The 22222-nt window shown below is 55.8% G+C and carries 23 protein-coding genes and 1 pseudogene; 16 read left to right on the forward strand and 8 right to left on the reverse strand.

What is annotated here, in order from left to right:
* Window positions 1-44: 44 nt before the first annotated feature.
* The 7 genes from phnG to phnN all read left to right on the forward strand — a co-directional run bounded on the left by phnG (window position 45) and on the right by phnN (window position 5350).
* A complete protein-coding gene (phnG, locus tag CLV88_RS19195) occupies window positions 45-491 on the forward strand; it encodes a phosphonate C-P lyase system protein PhnG (RefSeq protein ID WP_106610021.1) in 447 nt (148 codons plus the stop codon).
* Complete coding sequence (phnH, locus tag CLV88_RS19200; protein WP_106610022.1) at window positions 488-1057, forward strand: phosphonate C-P lyase system protein PhnH; 570 nt, start codon at window positions 488-490, stop codon at window positions 1055-1057. Before phnG ends, phnH begins: the two co-directional genes overlap by 4 nt.
* Entirely contained in the window at window positions 1057-2187 is a 1131-nt protein-coding gene (locus tag CLV88_RS19205; protein ID WP_106610023.1) for a carbon-phosphorus lyase complex subunit, read from the forward strand. The genes phnH and CLV88_RS19205 overlap by 1 nt, the downstream gene beginning before the upstream one ends.
* Window positions 2188-2407: 220 nt before the next feature.
* A complete protein-coding gene (locus CLV88_RS19210) occupies window positions 2408-3277 on the forward strand; it encodes an alpha-D-ribose 1-methylphosphonate 5-phosphate C-P-lyase PhnJ (RefSeq protein WP_106610048.1) in 870 nt (289 codons plus the stop codon).
* Window positions 3274-4044, forward strand: a complete 771-nt coding sequence (gene phnK / locus CLV88_RS19215; protein WP_106610024.1) for a phosphonate C-P lyase system protein PhnK — start codon at window positions 3274-3276, stop codon at window positions 4042-4044. The genes CLV88_RS19210 and phnK overlap by 4 nt, the downstream gene beginning before the upstream one ends.
* 77 nt (window positions 4045-4121) lie before the next feature.
* Window positions 4122-4802, forward strand: a complete 681-nt coding sequence (gene phnL, locus CLV88_RS19220) for a phosphonate C-P lyase system protein PhnL (RefSeq protein ID WP_106610025.1) — start codon at window positions 4122-4124, stop codon at window positions 4800-4802.
* A complete protein-coding gene (gene phnN / locus CLV88_RS19225; RefSeq protein WP_106610026.1) occupies window positions 4802-5350 on the forward strand; it encodes a phosphonate metabolism protein/1,5-bisphosphokinase (PRPP-forming) PhnN in 549 nt (182 codons plus the stop codon). Before phnL ends, phnN begins: the two co-directional genes overlap by 1 nt.
* Here phnN and CLV88_RS19230 read toward each other — a convergent pair.
* Window positions 5326-6012 (reverse strand): DUF1045 domain-containing protein, encoded by a 687-nt coding sequence (locus CLV88_RS19230; protein WP_106610049.1) that lies wholly within the window; start codon window positions 6010-6012, stop codon window positions 5326-5328. The genes phnN and CLV88_RS19230 overlap by 25 nt on opposite strands.
* Window positions 6013-6065: 53 nt before the next feature.
* Between CLV88_RS19230 and CLV88_RS19235 the strand changes: the two genes are divergently transcribed.
* Window positions 6066-7211, forward strand: a complete 1146-nt coding sequence (locus tag CLV88_RS19235) for an alpha-D-ribose 1-methylphosphonate 5-triphosphate diphosphatase (protein WP_106610027.1) — start codon at window positions 6066-6068, stop codon at window positions 7209-7211.
* Window positions 7212-7249: 38 nt separating this feature from the next.
* Here the strand turns inward: CLV88_RS19235 and speB are convergent, their stop codons facing one another.
* The 5 genes from speB to CLV88_RS19260 all read right to left on the reverse strand — a co-directional run bounded on the left by speB (window position 7250) and on the right by CLV88_RS19260 (window position 14330).
* A complete protein-coding gene (gene speB, locus CLV88_RS19240) occupies window positions 7250-8095 on the reverse strand; it encodes an agmatinase (protein WP_106610028.1) in 846 nt (281 codons plus the stop codon).
* Complete coding sequence (locus CLV88_RS19245) at window positions 8092-9261, reverse strand: carboxynorspermidine decarboxylase (RefSeq protein ID WP_106610029.1); 1170 nt, start codon at window positions 9259-9261, stop codon at window positions 8092-8094. Before CLV88_RS19245 ends, speB begins: the two co-directional genes overlap by 4 nt.
* 117 nt (window positions 9262-9378) lie before the next feature.
* Entirely contained in the window at window positions 9379-10590 is a 1212-nt protein-coding gene (locus CLV88_RS19250; protein ID WP_106610030.1) for a saccharopine dehydrogenase family protein, read from the reverse strand.
* A gap of 22 nt (window positions 10591-10612) precedes the next feature.
* A complete protein-coding gene (speA, locus tag CLV88_RS19255) occupies window positions 10613-12502 on the reverse strand; it encodes a biosynthetic arginine decarboxylase (RefSeq protein WP_106610031.1) in 1890 nt (629 codons plus the stop codon).
* Window positions 12503-12731: 229 nt separating this feature from the next.
* On the reverse strand, window positions 12732-14330 hold the full coding sequence (locus tag CLV88_RS19260) for a phosphoenolpyruvate carboxykinase (RefSeq protein WP_106610032.1): 1599 nt from the start codon (window positions 14328-14330) through the stop codon (window positions 12732-12734).
* 375 nt (window positions 14331-14705) lie between these two features.
* Between CLV88_RS19260 and CLV88_RS19265 the strand changes: the two genes are divergently transcribed.
* Genes CLV88_RS19265 through CLV88_RS19295 form a run of 7 tightly spaced genes read left to right on the forward strand, consistent with a single transcriptional unit; the run spans window position 14706 to window position 20131 of the window.
* Window positions 14706-15407, forward strand: coding sequence for a response regulator transcription factor (locus CLV88_RS19265; protein ID WP_106610033.1), 702 nt, complete (start codon window positions 14706-14708; stop codon window positions 15405-15407).
* A gap of 32 nt (window positions 15408-15439) precedes the next feature.
* Window positions 15440-17128, forward strand: coding sequence for a sensor histidine kinase (locus CLV88_RS19270; protein WP_106610034.1), 1689 nt, complete (start codon window positions 15440-15442; stop codon window positions 17126-17128).
* 30 nt (window positions 17129-17158) lie between these two features.
* Window positions 17159-17599 carry an HPr kinase/phosphorylase gene (locus tag CLV88_RS19275; RefSeq protein WP_341477191.1) on the forward strand — a complete coding sequence of 147 codons (441 nt, stop codon included), beginning with the start codon at window positions 17159-17161 and terminating at the stop codon, window positions 17597-17599.
* A gap of 5 nt (window positions 17600-17604) precedes the next feature.
* Window positions 17605-18528: an RNase adapter RapZ gene (gene rapZ / locus CLV88_RS19280; protein ID WP_106610050.1), complete on the forward strand. Its 924-nt coding sequence runs from the start codon at window positions 17605-17607 to the stop codon at window positions 18526-18528.
* Window positions 18525-18917 carry a PTS sugar transporter subunit IIA gene (locus CLV88_RS19285; protein ID WP_106610036.1) on the forward strand — a complete coding sequence of 131 codons (393 nt, stop codon included), beginning with the start codon at window positions 18525-18527 and terminating at the stop codon, window positions 18915-18917. Before rapZ ends, CLV88_RS19285 begins: the two co-directional genes overlap by 4 nt.
* A 5-nt stretch (window positions 18918-18922) precedes the next feature.
* Window positions 18923-19201 (forward strand): HPr family phosphocarrier protein, encoded by a 279-nt coding sequence (locus tag CLV88_RS19290; RefSeq protein WP_106610037.1) that lies wholly within the window; start codon window positions 18923-18925, stop codon window positions 19199-19201.
* Window positions 19202-19231: 30 nt separating this feature from the next.
* Complete coding sequence (locus tag CLV88_RS19295; RefSeq protein ID WP_106610038.1) at window positions 19232-20131, forward strand: lysophospholipid acyltransferase family protein; 900 nt, start codon at window positions 19232-19234, stop codon at window positions 20129-20131.
* Between the two features lie 57 nt (window positions 20132-20188).
* Here the strand turns inward: CLV88_RS19295 and CLV88_RS19300 are convergent, their stop codons facing one another.
* Window positions 20189-21064, reverse strand: a complete 876-nt coding sequence (locus tag CLV88_RS19300; protein WP_106610039.1) for a 3-hydroxybutyryl-CoA dehydrogenase — start codon at window positions 21062-21064, stop codon at window positions 20189-20191.
* Between the two features lie 160 nt (window positions 21065-21224).
* Between CLV88_RS19300 and CLV88_RS19305 the strand changes: the two genes are divergently transcribed.
* Window positions 21225-22088: a DUF6473 family protein gene (locus CLV88_RS19305; RefSeq protein ID WP_106610040.1), complete on the forward strand. Its 864-nt coding sequence runs from the start codon at window positions 21225-21227 to the stop codon at window positions 22086-22088.
* 20 nt (window positions 22089-22108) lie between these two features.
* Here CLV88_RS19305 and CLV88_RS19310 read toward each other — a convergent pair.
* Window positions 22109-22222 (reverse strand): annotated as a pseudogene (locus CLV88_RS19310) (electron transfer flavoprotein subunit alpha/FixB family protein); the annotation flags it as partial.

Below are 22222 nucleotides of genomic sequence, written 5' to 3' on the forward strand. Positions count from 1 at the left end.
TGTCTAGTTGTATAGTAATGTAGACAAATCGACAAGGTGTCTAGATGACCGTGGAATTAGATCGCCGGGGATGGATGTCCCTTTTGGCAAAAGCGCCGATGGCTGAGCTAGCACCGCTTTGGCGGGCATTAAACATGTCGCCAGAATTTCAGTGGCTACGCGCACCAGAGGTCGGCGCGACTATGGTTCGTGGTCGTATGGGAGGCACTGGCGCTCCGTTCAATCTGGGTGAGATGACGATTACGCGCTGCTCGTTGCAGTTGGATGATGGCGTGGTGGGTCATGGATACGTGCAGGGGCGCGACAAGGAGAAAGCACGGATGGCGGCGCTTGTGGATGCGTTGATGCAAGGCGAGATGGCTGACCGGGTGTGCCGGGACGTTTTGGTGCCGCTTGCGGGTGCATTTAGAGATGCAAAAGCGGAACGTGCGGCAAAGGCGGCGGCGACCAAAGTGGATTTCTTTACCATGGTGCGGGGAGAGGACAAATGAACGCTGACGCATTGAAAGGTGGGTTTGCGAATGCACCGGTAGGTGCGGCGCACGGGTTTCGCGCAGCGATGAATGCAATGGCGCGGCCCGGTAAGATTGAGGTCGTTGCCGGGGCTGTTCCACCTGCGCCGATGTCGGCTGCGGCGGGGGTTCTGCTGTTAACCTTGTGCGACCCTGAAACGCCGGTTTATCTGGCCGGTGCGCATGATTGCGAGGCGGTTCGACAGTGGATTGCGTTTCATGTGGGCGCACCGCTCATCCGCCCTGAGCGGGCGGTCTTCGCTCTGGGGACGTGGGACGCGTTGGCGCCACTGGATCAGTTCGCGATTGGAACGGCTGAGTATCCGGATCGATCAGCGACTGTAATCGTTGAGCAGCTGGAATTGGTGGCAGAGGGCGCTGTTTTGCGCGGCCCCGGCATCAAGGATACGGCGCGTTTGGGACTGCCGGATGTGTCTGTTTTTCAGCGGAATGCAATGATGTTTCCGCTGGGGTTGGATTTCTTTTTCACAGCTAAGGATCGTTTGGTGGCATTGCCGCGCACAACCAAGGTGGAGGCGGGCTGATGTATGTAGCGGTAAAGGGCGGAGAGCGTGCGATTGATAATGCCCATGCATGGCTGGCCGAAGAGCGGCGTGGCGATCTGGATGTCGCCGAATTGTCGGTGGCTCAGATCCGTGAGCAGCTGAGGCTGGCGGTGAACCGGGTCATGGGGGAGGGGTCGCTCTATGATCCTGATCTGGCCGCGCTGGCGATAAAGCAGGCGCGCGGTGACATGATCGAGGCGATTTTCCTGATCCGCGCCTATCGGACAACGCTGCCGCGGTTTGGCCATTCCGAGCCGGTGGATACTGGTGCGATGGCTTGTGATCGGCGCGTGTCTGCGACGTTTAAGGATGCGCCGGGTGGGCAGATTTTGGGCCCGACATTTGACTATACGCATCGGTTATTGGATTTCAAACTGGCCGCAGAAGGTGACGTTCCGGAGGCGGCGGTGGGCACGCCGAGAGCGGAGCCAACGCCGCATATCACGGAATTTCTCAATCAGGAGGGGCTTATTCAGGCCGAGCCGGAGAGCGAAGCGACGCCGGGAGATTTGACGCGGGAGCCGCTGGAGTTGCCATCAAACCGCCCGCTGCGATTGCAGGCGCTGACACGGGGCGATGAAGGGTTTGTGCTGTCCATGGCCTATTCAACGCAGCGTGGTTATGCGCGTAACCATGCCTTTGTGGGCGAATTGCGGATTGGCAAAGTGGCTGTTGAGATGGATATCCCGGAACTGGGATTTGCAATTGAGGTGGGTGAAATCGAATTGACCGAATGTGAGACGGTCAATCAGTTTCAGGGCAGCAAGACCGAGCCGCCTCAGTTTACACGCGGTTATGGGCTGGTGTTTGGTCAGTCCGAGCGCAAGGCGATTTCCATGGCGCTTGTGGATCGGGCGCTGCGTTGGAAAGAGCTGGGCGAGGACGATATGAGCGCCCCGGCGCAGGATGAAGAATTTGTGCTGTATCACAGCGACAATATTCAGGCGACCGGGTTTCTGGAGCATATCAAGCTGCCCCATTACGTGGATTTCCAATCTGAGCTGGAGCTGATCCGTAAGTTGCGGCGTGAGGCGGAAGCCGCAGCCCAGCCGGGTGACGCAAAGTCGAGAGATGACGCCTCCGCGACCTCTCCGGAGGCCGCGGAATGACGTCGATATTAGATAGGGATTTAGCTGTCCTCTTGGGTGCTGCGCTGGTGCATGACCTTGGCGATGAGGCCAAGGCAGAACACAACAAGCAGCGCGTTTGTCACAGTAAACATGGCGGTTCCTCCGTTTTGTTTCAGGGTCGGGTGTTGAGCAGATACTGCAAAAAAGGGGCAACAAGATGTTGGATCTGAGTGCAAAATCGCCAGAAAATGCCGCTGAAATGTCGGAATATAATTTTGCCTATCTGGATGAGCAGACCAAGCGCATGATCCGGCGCGCCATTCTGAAAGGGTTGGCGATACCGGGATATCAGGTGCCATTTGCCAGCCGCGAGATGCCAATGCCCTATGGCTGGGGTACGGGTGGCGTGCAAGTGAGCGCGGCGACGTTGACACCAGAAGATACGTTGAAGGTGATCGACCAAGGTGCGGATGACACGACCAATGCGGTGTCGATCCGCAAGTTTTTCGAGAAGACGGCGGGGGTTGCGACGACGGAAGAGACCAGTGATGCGAGCCTCATTCAGACAAGGCATCGGATTCCGGAAACTGAGCTGAGTGAAGACCAAATATTGGTCTATCAGGTTCCGATCCCAGAGCCGTTGCGATTTCTGGAACCGAGCGAGGTGGAAACGCGCAAGATGCACAGTCTTGAAGAATATGGGCTCATGCATGTGAAGCTGTATGAAGACATTGCCAAGCACGGTGCGATTGCGACGGCCTATGCATATCCGGTCAAGGTGGAGGGGCGCTATGTGATGGACCCGAGCCCGATCCCGAAATTTGACAACCCCAAGATGGAAATGGCGGCGATTCAGCTGTTTGGCGCGGGGCGCGAACAGCGGATCTATGCGTTGCCGCCCTATACGAAAGTTGTGAGTCTGGATTTCGACGATTACCCGTTTGAGGCCAGCAAGGCGGACCATGCCTGTGACATGTGCGGGGCCGAAGAAAGTTATCTGGATGAGGTGATCATGGATGATGCGGGCAACCGGATGTTTGTGTGTTCAGACACGGATTATTGCGCTGGGCGGCGCGCAGCGGGCCATGTTGGCGCGCAGGCTGTGGCAGACCGGGAGATTGGGCAATGACACCGCTGCTCAAGGTCCAGAATGTAAGCAAGTACTATGGCAGTCGTATCGGCTGCGCGGGTGTTGGTTTTGATCTTTATCCCCGCGAAGTGCTTGGGATCGTAGGAGAAAGCGGATCAGGCAAGTCGACATTGTTGAATTGTCTCGCGGGTCATTTGGAGCCGGATGGGGGTGAAGTGCTGTTTCACACCCGTACAGGTGACATGAAAGATACGGTCACAATGTCAGAGCCGGAGCGGCGCATGTTAGGGCGCACGGATTGGGCGTTTGTGCATCAGCACGCGCGCGATGGGTTGCGGATGAATGTGAGTGCGGGTGGCAATGTCGGCGAGCGGTTGATGGCCGTGGGCGCGCGCCATTATGGAGACATCCGAGACGCGGCAGTAGATTGGCTGGGTCGGGTGGAGATTGACGAAACCCGGGTAGATGACCGGCCCGGTCAGTTTTCAGGCGGCATGCAGCAGCGGTTGCAGATTGCACGCAACCTCGCGACCGGGCCTCGGCTGGTGTTCATGGATGAGCCGACGGGCGGGTTGGATGTATCCGTCCAGGCGCGGTTGCTCGACCTGTTGCGCGGGTTGGTGCGCCAGATGGGGCTGAGCGCCATCATCGTCACGCATGATCTGGCTGTGGTGCGGTTGTTGGCGGATCGGCTGATGGTGATGAAGGATGGACATGTGGTGGAAACCGGCCTGACGGATCAGGTGCTGGATGATCCGCAACATGCCTACACCCAGTTGCTGGTGTCGAGTGTGTTGCAGGTATGAACCGGGGAGAGGGGCGTTGCCCCCATCGCTGCGGGGCAGCGATTCCCCCAGGATATTTTGGGCGAAAGGAAGATCAGATGATCAAGATTGAAGACTTGTCCAAGACTTTCACGCTGCACAATCAGGCTGGTGTGGTCATTCCAGTCATGAAGGATGCCGAATTGCAAGTCGTGCGCGGCGAGTGCGTAGGTCTGATTGGGGCGTCGGGTGCGGGTAAGTCGACATTGATGCGTATGGTTTACGGGAATTACTTGGCGGGCAGTGGGCGGATTTATGTGGACGGTCTGGATGTAGTGCAGGCTGAGCCGCGCGAGATCTTGGCGCTGCGGCGCGAAACGCTGGGATATGTAAGCCAGTTTTTGCGGGTGGTGCCAAGAGTGGCGACACTGGATGTGGTGGCGGAGCCTTTGCTGGTGCTGGGTATTGAATTGGAAGAAGCCCGCGAGACGGCGCGTGGATTGCTGACGCGGTTACGGATCCCTGAGCGGTTATGGGCATTGAGCCCGACATCGTTTTCCGGGGGAGAGCAGCAGCGCGTGAACATTGCGCGCGGGTTTGCGCATGACTATCCGGCGCTGTTGCTGGATGAGCCGACCGCCAGCCTGGATGCAGCCAATCGTGACACAGTGTTGTGCCTGATCGAAGAAGCCAAGGCGCGCGGAGCTGCGATTATCGGGATCTTCCACGATGAAGCGGCGCGAAATCGGGTGTGCGATCGGCAAGTGGATGTGTCGGTCTTTACGCCGAGGGCGGCCTGATGACTGTGCGCGTGATTGGGGTGGTTGGGCCATCGGGTGCGGGTAAAGACACAGTGATGCGGGCGCTTGCAGCAGCTCGGCCTGAGATGGTGCTGGTCAAGCGTGTGATAACACGCGCGCCTGATGAAGGCGGTGAGGACTATACAGCGGTGGGCAGTGAGGCGTTTGAACGGATGGTGGCGGAAGGTGCGTTTGCGTTATCGTGGGGGGCACATGGGCTGCGCTATGGAGTGCCGCGGGGTTCGGTCATTGGGCGGCCTAAAGGCGAGATGGCACTGGTCAACCTTTCACGCAGTGTATTGGATGATGCACGAGAACAATTGGACGGCTTCCGGGTTCTGTCGCTCACGGCACGCCCTGAGACATTGGCAGTACGGTTGGTTAAGCGAGGGCGGGAGAGCCACTCAGAGATCACCAGCCGCTTGGCGCGCGCTGATCATAACCGCCCGGTTGGGGCGGATGTCATGGACGTGTCTAATGAAAGGTCAGTGCAGGAAACCGTTTCAGCTGTGCTGAGCGCGCTTTACCCGGTGAGGGCGAAGCGATGAATTTGGTGGAACATCCCGTCAGCGTCCTGTCCGACCAGAGTAAGGTCATCGATGGTAAAGGAAGTGGGCAGCAAGGGTATGATGTATGGTGCGAGGGCATCGCGGGTTTGCACGGCATGTTCAGGAGACAGCGCGCTGCTGAGAGTGATGTGAAAGCGGAACTGATCCAATACATAGGGGTAGCCCCATTGGGCCAGCAACTCTTCCTGACGCGGCGCGAGGTTGGATTTACGGCGGCGGGCAAGCTCGGCCTCGGATGGGGGTGCGCGGAAAGCATCGAGCTGGGTGACGATGGTGCTGGCGAGTTTGGCGAGGGGTGTTTGATCGCCATCGATCTTGAGTGCAAGGAACCGGCCCATTTGGGCGATGGTGAGCCTCGGGAGTGTGAGCGGGGCCAGTTTGGCACACAAGTTGGCGGTCGCGTCATGCAGGCCATCGGCCGTGGTGCCAGGGGTAAGGTGGAACGGTGGCTTGATCGTGCCATGGAGCCCGTATTTGCGCGGCGTGGCGGTGATGTCAGGGATAGGGCAAGGCAGGCCGTCGATTTCGGGATGATCGCGAACAGTGCCGGCGGCGAGGTCCCAACCCAGCCATTGTGCGCCAAAATCGGCGAGAAGCCCCGGTTTGGGTGTGTAATAAAGTCCATATCTGGCGTAGGGCATGGGCACTCCGAAAGGGTTTTGCGATGCAAATGACAACAACATGTGACGCTGAAATGACACAAGACAAGGTTCTCGCCAATGCAATGCTGGTGCTGCCTGATGAAACAGTGCGCGGTAGTGTTGTGATCCGGGGGGATCGGATTGTGGCGATGGATACAGGAGCGGGTGTGCCCAATGGAGCCGAAGATTGCGACGGCGATTTTGTGGCACCGGGGTTGATTGAGCTGCATACTGATAATCTCGAGCGGCATATCCATCCCCGTCCCAAAGTCGACTGGCCGCATCAGGCGGCGATCGTTGCGCATGATGCGGAGCTGGCCAGCGTTGGGATCACGACGGTTTTTGATGCGATCCGGGTGGGGTCGATTATCAACGGGCCCAACAAGAAGTACGGCAAGTATGCGCGCGCCATTGCGACGGAGATCTTGTCGATGCGTGACAGCGGTGCGCTGCGGATCAGTCATCACATTCACCTGCGCGCGGAGACTTGTTCGGAGACTCTGATCGAAGAATTGGCCGAATTTGGGCCGGAGGATCGGATTGGGATTGTGAGCCTGATGGATCACACCCCGGGGCAGCGGCAGTTTGTGAATTTGGACAAGTATGAAGGGTTCATTCGCGGAAAATACGGATTGGACAAGGCCGATTTTGAGGCGCATGTCGCACATTTGTTCGGGTTGCGCGAAAAGCTAGGGGTGGCACATGAAGCGGCGGCTGTGGTCGCGGCGGAGCGCTATGGCGCAGTGTTGGCGAGCCATGATGATACGACCGCTGCGCAGGTGGCGCATTCGGCGGGGCATGGCATTCGGCTGGCGGAGTTTCCGACAACTGTGGAAGCGGCCAAGGCCAATCGCGCGCACGAGATTGCTAACATTATGGGCGGGCCAAACCTTGTCCGGGGGGGATCACATTCCGGGAACGTGGCGGCGATTGAACTTGCGGATTTGGGTTTGCTGGATGTGATTTCGTCGGATTATGTACCCTCGTCCTTGTTGTTGGGAGCGGTTCTGCTGGGCCAGCATTGGGGCGACATGGCTAAGGGGCTGCACACCGTGACGGCGGCGCCTGCGCAGAGCACAGGGTTGGTGGATCGAGGGCGATTGGGCGTCGGTATGCAGGCAGACATGATCCGGTTCCGGGTGACCGAAGGCGTGCCGGCGCTGCGAGCGGTTTGGAGCAAGGGTGTGCGGGCCGCCTGAGGAGGCTCCTCAAGCCCTTGGGGGCTTTCCTCGCGAGTTTAGAGGCAAGCCGCCATGAGACGGTAGGTGATCTGGGCGGCGGTGAAATTCCATGCTGAATTGCCGTCTGGAGCCAGCTCGACGACGTCGAGACCAACGCATGTTCGCCCCATTAGGGCGTGTTCGACGAGGTGCAGGGCCTGGTAATAGCTGAGGCCGCCGGGAACCGGGGTGCCAGTGGCGGGCATCTGGCTGGGGTCGAGGCCATCGACATCAAAGCTGATGTAGATATGTTCTGGGAAGTCGCCGGGCAGATCGGCGGCGTGAATATTGCCGGTAACGAGCTCTTCGGCGTCTTTGTGGAACACGTTGTGGGTGACGCGTTGGTCGATTTCCTGTTGGCAGAGGGCACGCACGCCGAACTGGGCGAGGCGAATGCCCTCGGATGCGAGGAGATGCATGACGGAGGCATGGGAGTGCTTTTCGTCTTGATAGGCGATGCGAAGGTCGGCGTGGGCGTCAATCTGGACAATGCCGACAGGCTTTCCGAGTGCGCGGGCTACGCCAGTGACGGCGCCGAAGGAAAGAGAGTGTTCGCCGCCAAGTGTGACTGGAATGCTGCCGGATGCGACGGCGTCTTGAGTGCGCTGGGCGAGGCGCTCCATGACCTCGGGCATGGTGCCGGAACAGTCGAGCGGCGCTTCGGTGTGGATGCCGAAGGCGCAAGGTTCGCCGCCGTTGGTGATGCGTTCTAGTTCGTTGGACGCCTCGATGATGGCGGCAGGGCCGTTCGCAGTACCGGAGCCGTAGGAGACGGTGCGTTCTAGAGGGACGGGGATGACGCGAAAGCGGGCCGTGTCGGCGCGTTCCTGGGCGGAAAGTTCGCTGTTGAGGAAGATGCTCATGAGAGTCTCTCTTTAAAGTCGGAATAGTCGAACTGTTTGAGGATTTTGAGCGTATCGGTATCGCTGTTCCAGAGGGCGATGGCTGGAAGCGGAACACCGTTGAAGGTGTTGGTTTTCACCATTGAGTAGTGCGCTTGATCCAGGAATGCGAAGCGCTGGCCGATTTCCAGCGGCTTGTCCCATGTGTAGTCGCCAATCACGTCGCCTGCGAGACAGGACGGGCCGCCGAGACGGTAAGTTTGCCCCGCCTCGGCCTCGTCCATCAGGGCGGGGCGATAAGGGGCCTCAATCACATCGGGCATGTGGCAGGTGGCGGAGATATCGGTGATGGCGAGGTCCATGCCGTTGGTGGGCAGGTCGAGGATCTCGCCCACCAGGATGCCTGCGTCAAGTGCAACGGCCTCGCCGGGTTCGAGGTAGATATCGAGGGCGTGTTCAGCGCGAAGAGATTTGATGAAATCGATGAGCTGTTCACGGGCATAGTCGGCACGGGTGATGTGGTGGCCGCCGCCGAAATTGAGCCATTTAAGGGAGGGCAGGTATGAGGCGAGTTTGGGATGCACTGCGTTCCAAGTGCGCTGGAGTGGTTCAAACCCCTGCTCGCAAAGCGTGTGCATGTGCAGGCCGTCGACCTGGGCGACGATTTCGGGGGTCAGGAGGCTGACCGGGGTTCCGAGGCGGGAGCAGGGGGCGCATGGGTCGTATTTGGGGATGTCGCCTTCGGAGTGTTCGGGGTTGATGCGTAGCCCGATCTGTTTCCCTGCGGCGCGGCATCTAGGTGAGAAGCGGGCGAGCTGTGCGGGGCTGTTGAAGATGATGTGGTCAGAGAGCGCGACGATCTCGTCGATGTCACTTTCCTTGTAACCTGCGCAAAAAGTAGCAACCTCGCCCCCGTATTCTTCTCGGGCCAGACGTGCCTCAAAGATACCAGAAGCACAGGTGCCTGAGAGGTAATCGCGCACCACGGGGGCAAGAGCGAACATGGAGAAGGCTTTTAGCGCTGAGAGCACATGCGCGCCCGATTGGTTGGAAATGTCTTTGAGGATGGCGAGGTTGCGTGTCACCGCAACCTCGTCAATGACGAAGCAGGGCGACGGTGCGCGAGAGAGGTCGAAAGTGCGAAAAGCACCTGCGTCGCCAGCTTGGGTTTGCATCATGTCAGACATTGGCGGCTCCGGGTGAATTCGGGCGAGACCGGGGGGACCCCCCCCGCCGTACCCCCTGGGATATTTGGGCGAAAGGAAAAGGGGGCGGAGTGCCCCCCTTTTGTTTAGTTGTGGGTGTCAGAATTTAACCGGGCCGTCGAGTTCGTGAACCTGCCACGGAAGCCCGTGAGCGTTGAGCATATCCATGAAATTGTCTGGGTCGAGCTGTTCCATGTTCCACACGCCAGGTTGGACCCAATTACCTTTCAGCACCTGCGCAGCGCCAATCATGGCGGGGACGCCGGTGGTATACGAGACGGCTTGCGAGCCGACCTCGGCGTAGCATTCCTCGTGGTCACAGATGTTGTAGATGTAATAGGTTTTTTCGCCTGAACCGTCTTTGGCCTGACCTGTGGCGATGTCACCGATGCAAGCCTTTCCCTTCGTTTCTGCGCCCAGATCGCCGGGATCGGGCAGAAGGGTTTTCAGGAACTGGATCGGGATGATTTCTTTGCCATCGTGCATGACCGGATCAATACGGGTCATTCCGACATTTTCCAGCACTTTGGCGTGCATGATATAGGCGTCACCAAAGGTCATCCAGAAACGTGCGCGCTCGATCTCGGGGAAGTGGGTTGTGAGCGACTCTAGTTCCTCGTGATACATCTTGTACATGTTCTTGAGGCCAATTGCAGGGAAGTTGTATTCCACCTTGGTTGTCATGGCCGGGCTAGTCTGCCACGCGCCGTTTTCCCAGTGGCGAACCTCGGCCAGCACTTCGCGCAGGTTGATCTCTGGGTTGAAGTTGGTGGCGAATTCCTGATCGTTGGAGCCGCCATTGGCGTCGAGAATGTCGATCTGTCGGATAGTCTCGAGTTTGTGTTTCTTGAGCCATGTGGCGAACACGGATGTGACGCCCGGATCAAAGCCGGAGCCTAGGATCGCGGTCAGGCCGGCCTCTTTGAAACGGTCCTGATAGGCCCATTGCCAGTGGTATTCGAATTTGGCCACGTCTTCGGGTTCGTAATTGGCGGTGTCGAGATAGTGGCAGCCCGCCTCAAGGCAGGCGTCCATCAACACGAGATCCTGATAGGGTAGGGCAAGGTTCACGAGGAGTTCGGCGCCGGTATCCTTGATCAGCGCAACGGTGTCAGCCACTTTGTAAGCGTCAAGCGCGGCTGTCTTGATCTCGATCCCGGTGCGTTCTTTTACGGCAGCGGCAATGGCGTCGCATTTGGACTTGGTGCGGCTGGCCAGCGTGATGTCGGTAAAGATGTCGCTGTTCATTGCCATTTTATGCACGGCGGCGTGGCTGACGCCCCCTGCGCCGACGACCAGTGTTTTGCCCATGATCAGGTCTCCTTGGTGAAGGTTATTCGTAATAGGTGTAGCCGTTGATCGAGTCGCGATAGGCACCCATGATCAGTTTGCGATCCGAGGCCTTCAGTGTGCCTTTTGAGATTGCGCCGTCAACCAGTCTGCGGAAGGCGGCAACGCAATCGTTGGGATCGTATTCGACGTAAGACAACACTTGGGAGATGGTATCGCCTTCTTGTTCGTGCAAGAGATCAAAGCTGCCATCAGCACTTAGGTCTAGTGTGACCACATTGGTGTCGCCAAAGAGATTGTGCAGGTCGCCCAGTGTCTCTTGGTAGGCACCGACGAAGAAGACACCAAGGTAGTATGGCTTGTCGTCGGGCAGGGAATGCACGGGAAGCGAAGGAGAGACGCCGTCGGCGAGGATGAACTTGTCGATTTTGCCGTCGCTGTCACAGGTAATGTCTGAAAGGATCGCGCGGCGGTCTGGCGTTTCGTCAAGCATTTGCAGCGGGATGATGGGGTGCAATTGATCAATGGCCCAAACATCGGGCAGGGATTGGAACAGCGAGAAATTGCAGTGGTAAATGTCGGCGGCGTTTTCAAGCTGAGCGGTGACATCTGTGGCGTCCTCCATCGAGGCGACCAGCGATTTGATGCGCGCCATCAGGTGCAGATAGATGCGTTCGGCGCGCGCCATCTGGCGTAGATCGATATAGCCGCGGCGGAAAAGCGCGCGCAGTTCGTTGCGATAAAAGCTGGCGTCGTTCCAGCATTCCTGAACGCGGTCTGGTGTCAGATACGTGAGGATTGCGGCGAGGTCGGCAAGCAGATGGTGGTCATCTGGGGCCACATCCGGCGCTGTTGGTGCGTCGTAAAGAGTAGATTCCAAAACGTTGAAGACCAGCATGGAGGATGTGGCCACCACGGCGCGTCCGCTTTCGGTGACAAGGGTGGGGTGATCGATTTCCGCCTCGTCCATGGCGTAGGCCACGGTTTCTACAATATTGGCGGCGTATTCCTCAACCGTGTAATTTATGGAGTTTTCACTGGCGCGTTTTTCGCCGGTGTAGTCGATGCCCAGCCCGCCACCGAGATCGAGATGGGTCAGGGGTACGCCTTCGCGCTTGAGCTCGGTGAAATAGCGGCAGGCCTCGCCTACGGAGCGGCGCACGTCGTTAACGTCGGGCACTTGGCTGCCGAGATGAGAATGTTGCAATTTCAGGCAGTGCAGCAGACCGGCGTCACGCAGCTTGTCGAGTACGGCGACGAGCTGGTCGGTGTTCATGCCAAAGGTCGAGCGGTCGCCTGAGCTTTCCTGCCATTTGCCGCTGATTTGATTGGTGAGCTTTACGCGCACGCCCAAAAGCGGCTCGACGCCCAGTTCGCGGTAAACTTGGATCACCGTGTCGGCCTCTTTCGGGCTTTCGAGAACGATGACTGTATTAAAGCCCAGTTTGCGGGAGAGAGTGGCCAATGTGATAAACTCGGCATCCTTGACGCCATTGCAGACGATCAGGGCATTACGAGAGAGTTTGTGAGCCAGGGCGATCACAAGTTCAGGTTTCGAGCCAGCCTCTAGGCCGTAGTCTAGCGCTTCACCAAACTCTACGATGCGGTCGATGACTTGTGCTTGCTGATTGACTTTGATCGGGAAGACGCCGCGATATTCGCCAGTGTAACCGGTGTTTTTGATCGCGGTTCGGAAACTGCTATTGATGCGGTGAATTTCGTTTTCCAGATAGCTGGAAATGCGCACAAGCATTGGGACGTGAATACCGCGCTCTTCGAGGTCTGAGACGATCGAAGGGAGGCTGATCGCGGGCGCGTTGGGGGCAAGCGGATTTTTGAGGCCAATTTCGCCGTTGTCCAAAGGCACGATGAGATCTTTGCCCCATTTGTCGATGCCATAGATGTCGCGGCCTGCGTCCACCGAATCTGTCAATCCATCGTCTCCCGTTCGTGCGTTTGTTCAAGGATAGCGTCGTTTAAGTTGAAGTGGTGAGTCTTCCAAGCTTTTTTGCGGCGTAGCGGACAAAAGAAACGGTGTGCCTGAACGCAAAGAACAATGGTAGCGAGTATGGCTCGTAGGTCGGACAAGATTGTCCGACTAACCACGAATCAAAAAGCCCCGACCAATTGGTCGGGGCTTTTGTGCGTGTCTATTGGTAGTTTCACCCAATTGTCGCGGCGCGAACGTCGGCGTCAATAAAGGGGAGGTATTGTTCGAAGTTCTCCGCGAACATACTCACCAGCTTTTCGGCTTGCGCATCGTATGAGTCTTTATCTTCCCATGTCGAGCGTGGATCGAGCAGACCGGCATCGACGCCGGGCACAGTTACTGGAACTTCGAAGCCGAAGTTGGGATCTTTGCGAAACGTGGATTCGTTCAAAGAACCGTCCAGTGCCGCCGTTAGCAAAGCGCGGGTTGCCTTGATCGGCATGCGATTGCCGGTCCCATATGCGCCGCCAGTCCAACCCGTGTTAACCAGCCAGCAGGTGGTGCCATGATCAGCGATTTTTTGGCGCAGCAGCGCACCATAGACTTCCGGGCGCCGCGGCATGAAAGGCGCACCGTAGCAGGTCGAAAAGGCCGGCTTGGGTTCAGTCACGCCACGTTCTGTACCTGCCATTTTGGCGGTAAAGCCCGACAAGAAGTGGTATTCGGCTTGGGCCGGAGTCAGACGAGCAATGGGGGGCAGAATGCCAAATGCGTCGCAGGTCAACATGATGACATTCTTGGGATGACCGCCGAGCCCGCTATCCGAAGCGTTCGGGATATAATCCAGCGGGTATGCGCAGCGCATGTTTTCTGTCAGGCTGCTATCCTCGAAATCCAGCTCCTTGGTGTCTTCATCGTAGACCATGTTTTCGATCACGGTGCCGAACATTTTGGTGGTGGCATAGATTTCAGGCTCGGCCTCGGGATTAAGGCCAATGGTTTTGGCATAGCAACCGCCTTCGAAGTTAAAGGAGCCGCGGTTAGACCACCCGTGTTCGTCATCCCCGATCAGCGTGCGGTTCGGATCAGCCGACAGCGTGGTCTTGCCTGTACCAGACAGGCCGAAGAACACGGCAGAATCAATTGGGTTGCCATTAGCGTGGTTGGCCGAGCAGTGCATCGGCATCACGCCTTTGTCCGGCAGAATGTAGTTTAGTACGCTGAAGACAGATTTCTTGTTTTCACCAGCGTACTCAGTATTACCGATCAGTATCAATTTGCGATCCAGATTCACCGCGATCACGGTTTCTGTGCGGCAGCCGTGTTTAGCTGGATCAGCTTTGAAGCTAGGGCAGTTGATGATCGTGAAGTCAGAGGTGAATGTGTCAAGCGCAGCCCGCTCTGGGCGACGCAACAGGTGGCGAATAAAGAGGTTGTGCCAAGCTAGCTCGTTGATGACGCGTACATTCAGAGTCAGAGTTGGATCAGCCCCTGCAAAAAGATCCTGCACATAATAATCGCGGCCTTTCATGTGTGTGACCATGTCGTCATAGAGACGATCAAATGCGTCGGGGGCCATGGGCGCATTATTGTCCCACCAAATTGTGTTTTCAGTGGTGGGTGTACGCACTGTAAATTTGTCGTTGGGTGAGCGACCAGTGAACTCGCCGGTGCTGACTAGAAAGGTGCCGCCTTGGCCAAGTGAACCCTCTCCATTCTTCAGCGCAGCCTCGACAAGGGCTGGCTCCATAAGGTTGTAATAGACATTGCCCGCTCCTTCGATCCCTTGATCTTCGAGGCGGAACTGCGGGTTTACCCGTCCAAATGTCATTGTCACACTCCTGTTGCCGGCTCAGTTCGAGGCGGCGGTCATTGATAGCAGCGACCGGGTTTCACGGCCCTGACCAGCTCTCTCCTTGAGCCGGTGAGTGCTCTTAACATGCGGAATACGTGTCGGGACAGGGCGGATTATCGCAGTTAGCGCAATCACTTACAGTTTAGCGCAACCATCCATGACGTTCGGAAGCTTTCCGCTCAATTATGAGACGATAAGTGAGGCATATTAGTCATTGCTTAGCAAAATCCGTGTCAAATAAGTCCGGTTTGTGACGCGAATCGCACTTTTGGATTGATTGCCATGGGGTGAAATGCGCATAATACGTTAAAAAACAGGCAATAATAAACGAGCAGTAAAAGGACCCGACCCATGTCGAAGATCGCCCTTGTGGACGACGACAGGAATATCCTGACGTCGGTTTCCATTACCCTTGAGGCTGAGGGATTTGAAGTAGAGACCTACCACGACGGACAGCAAGCGCTGGATGCTTTCAACAAAAAGCTTCCCGATATGGCTGTTCTGGACATTAAAATGCCGCGCATGGACGGCATGGATCTGTTGCAGCGTCTGCGGCAGAAAACGTCGATGCCGGTCATTTTTCTGACATCCAAGGATGATGAGATTGACGAAGTGTTGGGCCTGCGCATGGGCGCAGATGACTATGTTAAGAAGCCGTTTTCACAGCGCTTGCTGGTTGAACGTATTCGCGCGTTGTTGCGTCGGCAAGAAGCCGTAGATGGCGATATTGTAGGCGATACCGAAGACACTAAGGTGATGAGCCGCGGCGAATTGGTTATGGACCCGTTGCGCCATTCGGTCAGTTGGAAGGGCAAGGACGTTACACTAACTGTAACGGAGTTTTTGTTGCTTCAGGCACTTGCCCAGCGTCCGGGATTTGTAAAAAGCCGAGATCAGTTGATGGATGTGGCATATGATGATCAGGTCTATGTCGATGACCGCACGATCGATAGTCACATCAAACGTTTGCGCAAAAAAATGCGCTCTGTCGATAATGATTTCTCGGCAATTGAGACCCTCTATGGCATCGGCTATAGGTATAATGAAGAGTAAGAGCGGCAGCCGGAAGGACTGAAGTGCGCGAGATGGCCCAGGGGCGGGACGGAGACGTTGTATTGGGCGATGACTGGGTCGCGCCCGAGGCCAATGTCGAAAAGGAATTGCGGGGGCGTCGCGAAAGACGGCGCCTGCTGCCGCTATCAAAGTCACCTCTCACTAGAAAGATCATAACCTTTAATTTGATCGCTTTGTTGGTGTTGGGTGGTGGTATTTTGTACCTCAATTCAGCGCGGGATGGATTTGCCGTTCAGCGCGCCGCGGGTTTGATGACCGAGGCGCGTTTGATTGCTGGAGCTTTCGAGGTGCAGATACCTGCGGGAGCGCCTGTAAATTTGGCGACCGGGGATGGCGTAGATGTTGGGACATCGCTAGAAAAGCTGCCGCTTCGCACCGGAACACACGTCTTTGTTTTCGACACCGCGCAGAACGAGGTCGGCATGCGAGCGGGCGACGCCTCTGCGGACGCGGCTTCTGCCCTTGCTGAGCGTCCGCAAGGAATACCGTTTACGACAGCGTTGAATTGGTTTTGGGGCCTTTTTCGAGGGGGCGACGAAGACAGCGTAAATTCGCAACGACCAACAATTGATGAACAAGTGCGCGAGCTCACGGATCAAGCGCTTGAAGGTCAGGAACAACTGGTTGCGTTGGAGGATCCGCGTGGTGCAAGCGTTTTCGCCGTCGCGGTACCCATATCACAAGGGAGTTCAATCGTTGGCGCAGTGGTTTTGACGAGCGCTGTAGGTGAACTGGACCAAATGGTACGTTCCGAGCGAGAACGCGTATTGCAGATGATCCTGATTGCGACGGTTGTGTCGGTTGGCCTATCCATGGTTTTGGCTTCGACCATATCAAACCCACTTTCGGATCTGGCTGCGGCTGCGGAAATCGGACGTGACACCGATACACGCAAGGTGAATCCCGGTCGAGTGCGCATCCCTGATTTGACTGCACGTCCGGATGAGATCGGACGATTGTCAGGAGCGCTTCGAGGTATGGTGTCAGCGCTGTATGATCGCATTGATAGCAATGAACAGTTTGCCGCCGACGTCGCACATGAAATTAAGAACCCGCTTGCGTCCCTTCGGTCTGCCGTTGGGTCGCTGCGCTTGGTCAAAAAGGAAGAACATCGAGAAAAACTGCTAGATGTGATTGAGCACGATGTGCGGCGTTTGGACAGGTTGGTTAGCGACATTTCCAACGCCTCGCGGCTTGATAGTGAGCTAGTCAAAGAGGAAGAAGAACAATTCAACCTGTTGGCGATGATTGGAAATCTTGCCCAATACCTTGGAGAGGATGCAAAGGGCAAAGGGATCGAGTTCATCACGGATATGCCTGAGACACCCATTGAGATTAATGGGCTTGAAGCGAGGCTGGCGCAGGTTTTTGTCAATCTGATCACAAACGCAATCAGTTTCTGCGAAGATGGCGACGCAATCCGGTTGTGGGCGCGCAAACGAGAGAACCGTGTTTTGATTGTTGTCGAAGACACCGGGCCGGGAATTCCGGAACAAGCATTGAACAAGATTTTCAATCGGTTCTATTCGCATCGACCAGAAAACCAATTCGGCAACAACTCTGGTCTGGGCCTTGCGATTTCGAAACAAATCGTCGAAGCACATGGCGGTGTGATCTGGGCCGAAAATATTCGACCCACCGAAGCTGATGTAACCTCTGATCCGTTGGGAGCAAGGTTTGTTGTTGGTTTGCCAGTTTAAGCGAGATCGGCGACCGGTCAGGGGCTGTTCGTGATCGCTAGGTCAGAGAGAACTGAGCAACAGTTGCTACATGCCTCGTGCGTTTCGTTGAGCGGGCGCGGAGTACTGATAACCGGAGCTTCGGGGAGTGGAAAATCCGGGCTGGCCCTTCAATTGATGGCATTTGGCGCTCAATTGGTTTCGGATGATCAGACATTGTTGACGGTTCGTGATGAAAAGCTCATTGCCGTATGCCCAGAAACTATTCGTGGTCAAGTGGAAGCTCGCGGTATCGGCATTCTGAACGCTCAGGCTGTAGAGAGTACTCAGGTCGTTTTATCGATCGACCTCAACCGCAGAGAGACAGACAGGTTGCCACAACCACATGAAATGCGGCTATTGGGGCAAAACGTCCCGTTGTATTATAAGGTGAACGCCCCACATTTTGCGGCAGGGATAATGCAATTCTTGCGCTTGGGAAGAGGTGCGTGACGACCATGACGGATGCTATAGATTCTGAGCAACGACTGGTTCTGGTGACCGGCCCTTCGGGGGCAGGTCGGTCAACCGCAATTCGTACGTTGGAAGATGCGGGATACGAGACCATCGACAACATGCCGCTTGGCTTGCTGGAAAGGTTGTTTGCTGGCCCGTTGACGCGCCCCATGGCTCTTGGGGTGGACACAAGAAACAGAGACTTTTCGCCACAGGCGCTGCTTGAAACGTTAGATCAGTTGCGTGATTTGCCCGGTCTTTCGCCGGAATTGTTGTTTCTCGATTGCCATCAGGACGTATTGATGCGCCGTTATAATGAAACGCGGCGTCGTCATCCTATGGCACCTGACACAAGTCCACGAGAAGGAATTGAACGCGAGTTTGCGATGCTGCAATTGGTCCGCGACATGGCGGATGTTCTGATTGACACGTCTTCACTGTCGCCACATGAATTGCGCGCCTCGGTTGAGAAATGGTTTGCCAATCCAGGTCGGCAATCGCTCGCATTGACCATTCAGTCTTTTAGTTACAAGCGGGCGTTGCCACAGGTGGCCGATCTGGTGTTTGATTGTCGGTTCCTTCGAAACCCCCACTGGATTGAAAACCTCCGCCCTTTGACCGGATTAGACTCATTGGTCGGTGAATATGTCTCCGAAGACGAACACTTTGCGCCATTTACAGAGCGGTTGATGGGAATGGTGGAAATGCTTCTACCAGCATATATCGGGGAGGGGCGTAGCCACATGGTAATTACGTTCGGATGTACCGGCGGAAAGCATCGTTCGGTATTCATTGCAGAAACTGTTGCGCAAGCCCTTGCGCAACAGGGGTGGCAAGTGTCAATAAGACACCGCGAACTTAACAAGTTTGCGACATTATCCGGAAAGAACCGGCCGGACGTGTTAGATGGAGAGGCGAAAGCGTGATCGGTATTGTGATCGTGGCACACGGCGGACTGGCAAAGGAATATCTGGCCGCAATGGAACATGTAGTTGGGTCACTTCATGGCGCGCGCGCAATAACCATAGATGCCGAACACGATCGCCCAGCTAAGCAAAAAGAAATTTGTGCCGCCGCAGACGATGTCGACCGAGGCCAAGGGGTGATTATCGTGACCGACATGTTCGGTGGCTCTCCGTCGAATTTGAGTCTCATGGCATGTGCGCCGGAAAACCGGCGCATCCTGTACGGCGCAAATTTGCCAATGTTGATCAAATTGGCGAAGTCTCGCCATTTGCCAGTGCCTGATGCGGTGCGCACCTCTCTTGAGGCCGGACGCAAATATATTGATAGTCAAAACATACAAACGGATTGAATAGAATGTCCGCAACGACTTCCCGCTCTTTGAAGATAATTAACGAAAAAGGATTGCACGCGCGCGCTTCTGCCAAACTGGTGGAAGTTGTCGAAGGATTTGACGCGACCGCCGAAGTATCAAAGGATGGGTTGAGTGCGGGCGGCGACAGTATTATGGGACTGCTGATGTTGGCGGCCAGCAAAGGGACATCGATTGATGTTGCAACCAACGGGCCGGATGCCAATGCTTTGGCGGATGCGATCCAAGCGCTGGTCGAGGACAAGTTTGGGGAAGGGTTTTGACACTGTAAGTGTCGTATAAGGAAATGAACCGTGGTGGAAACATTGCCACAGCCGCGTGCGGCAAAAAGGGAAAAGAAGGACGAAGGTCAGACCTATGACCGTCGCACGCTGACCTATGCAAATTCCTTTGACGATCGCTGGACGTCGACGGCCATAAAAACCATCGAGTGGTTCACTGGGAAATTGACCGTGCTGCGCATGGTAAACAAGTTTGAGCGCCAGAATGCTGAGTTCCGAGGTCAGAGTTTCTGGCGCGGTGCCCTCAATATTATGGGAATCGACCTGTTAACCCCGGAGGAGCAATTAGCGAATATTCCCAAAACAGGGCCCGTTGTGGTCGTTGCCAACCATCCGCATGGTATGGTCGATGGGATGATCTTCGCTGACCTGATTGGTCGTGTGCGTCAGGATTATCGTATCCTGACCAGATCTGTTCTTACCGGGCTGGATGAAGCGGCAACGTCATTCATGATCCCGGTGCCATTCCCGCATGATCCGGAAGCACAGCGAAAAATGGTAGAGATGCGCGCCAAATCCATGGCGCATCTCGCTGAAGGTGGTGTGGTGGCGCTGTTCCCGTCGGGTGTCGTTATGTCGTCGGATTCATGGTGGGGTTCACCTGTCGAGCGTGAATGGAATGTGTTCACGGCTAAAATGATTCGCAAATCGGGTGCTACGGTGGTGCCGTTGTTCTTTCCCGGCCACAATTCGCGGGCCTATCAGATCGCCTGCCAAGTTTCCCCCATTCTTCGCCAGGGTCTGCTTTTGCACGAAATTGTTCGGTCCTGTCACAAGCCTCAGGCACCTATTGTTGGCGCACCTTTGACAGAAGAGCAAATGGCAACGCTGGCAAAGGACCCACGAGGGTTCATGGCTTGGCTTCGAGAACATACTTTATCCTTGGGCCAAGCCTCCAAACACAATTCCTGAGCGTGCAAAAGTTGCCTCAAACACTTGCAGATTCAGCCTAAGCGGAGCTCAGTTGAATTAGCGTGTAGGTACCGGGATGTCGCCGCGGTAGTCGTAAAAGCCACGCCTCGTTTTACGCCCAAGCCAACCTGCCTCGACATATTTTGTCAGCAATGGGCATGGGCGGTATTTCGTGTCTGCGAGCCCGTCGTGCAAGACATTCATAATAGCCAAACATGTGTCCAGGCCGATAAAGTCGCCCAGTTCCAATGGTCCCATTGGGTGGTTCGCGCCCAGCTTCATCGCATTGTCGATAGAAGACACGTTACCCACGCCCTCATATAGCGCGTAGCAGGCCTCATTTATCATGGGGATCAAGATCCGGTTGACGATAAATGCAGGGTAATCTTCCGAGCTTGAGGCTGTCTTGCCCAAACGCTCGACAATACCATGGCAGGCCTTATATGTTTCTTCGTCCGTCGCGATGCCTCGGATCAATTCTACCAGTTTCATTAGGGGAACGGGATTCATGAAATGGAAACCCATAAACCGCTCTGGGCGATCTGTACGAGATGCAAGCCGCGTGATCGAAATGGAAGACGTGTTCGTAGTCAATAGTGTGTCGGGTTTAAGGTGTGGTCCGAGGGTGTCGAAAATTTGGTTTTTGATTTCTTCACGCTCGGTTGCCGCCTCAATGACGAGTTCTGAGCTTCCCAATGCTGGCAAGTGAAGTGTCGTTTCAATTCTATTGAGCGCCGCGGCTTTTTCGGTTGCTGATATGGTTTCCTTTGAAACCTGCCGGTCAAGGTTTTTCTCAATTTTGGAAATGGCTGCATCTAGCGCGTCCTGCGTGACGTCGTTCAACATCACATTGTAACCGGCGGTAGCCAGAACATGTGCGATGCCATTGCCCATTTGACCCGCGCCGATCACACCGACTGTATTGATTTCCATGATACACCCCTTGCTGCATTTCGCGCGGACTTTACGCTTGCTGGTGGTTGGCCTGCAAGGGGCGCCAACGCCTAAAAATTAATACAAAGTCAATCATTAGCGATTTCGCAATCTATATAAGCGAATCTCCCAAGCGGGTGAAAAAATTGGTGGTGAGATTATGTCTTACGAGAAAATGGGTGGTGGCGATCTAGATTATGAGCCATGCCAATACGGCTCCTCTCGACTATTGTTCAGAGGGCCAAAGAAAGACTTAGAGGAGGGCGATGTAGCGTTTCTCGGGGGGACCGAAACATATGGAAAGTTTATCCCTCAACCGTTCCCTGACTTGGTAGAGCGTGAGCTCTCAAGGCCATGCGTCAATCTTGGGTTCGTAAATGCCGGAGTCGATGTTTTTTTGGCGGAACCATCTGTGTTGGATATTGCTCGGAAGGCGCGAGTGACCGTTGTGCAGGTCATGGGTGCCCAAAACATGTCGAACAGATTTTACAAAGTGCACCCCCGCCGCAATGATCGGTTTCTGGGGGCGTCGAATATGATGCGAATGGTGTTTCGGGAAATTGACTTTAGCGAATTTCACTTTACGCGACATATGCTTGGTACGGTTTGCGCACGGGCACCGGATCGATACAGCATGGTCCGTGACGAGCTGCGTATGGCGTGGGCCGCTCGCATGAAACTGTTGCTGAATACAATCGGTGGTAAGATTCTGCTGCTGTGGTTTGCAGATCATATGCCGGACATGTCTTTGGGTATGAGCGGTCTGGGTCCGGATCCATTGTTTGTGGATAGGCATATGTTAGAGGAGTTGCGCCCGTTGGTAGATGACATTGTCGAAGTTGTCGCGAGCGATGCTGCCTTGGCCAAGGGCGTTGAGGGCATGAACTGCACTCAAATGGAGCGCGTCGCAGCGCAGCGGATGTTAGGGCCTGCTGCACATACAGAGGCGTCAGAGGTGTTGGTCGGATCCTTAGAGCGAGCGCTCACAAAGAAAGGCCCGCCAAAAAGCGGGCCTCTGGGGTAGTTCAAGTATGTCAGTGCTGATCAGCCGAGTTTCTCTGTCAGTTCAGGCACGGCTTTGAAGAGGTCTTCGACGAGACCGAAGTCTGCGACCTGGAAGATGGGGGCCTCTTCGTCCTTGTTGATGGCGACGATCAC

The sequence above is a fragment of the Shimia abyssi genome, from assembly GCF_003014475.1.
Taxonomy (GTDB): Bacteria; Pseudomonadota; Alphaproteobacteria; order Rhodobacterales; family Rhodobacteraceae; genus Shimia; species Shimia abyssi.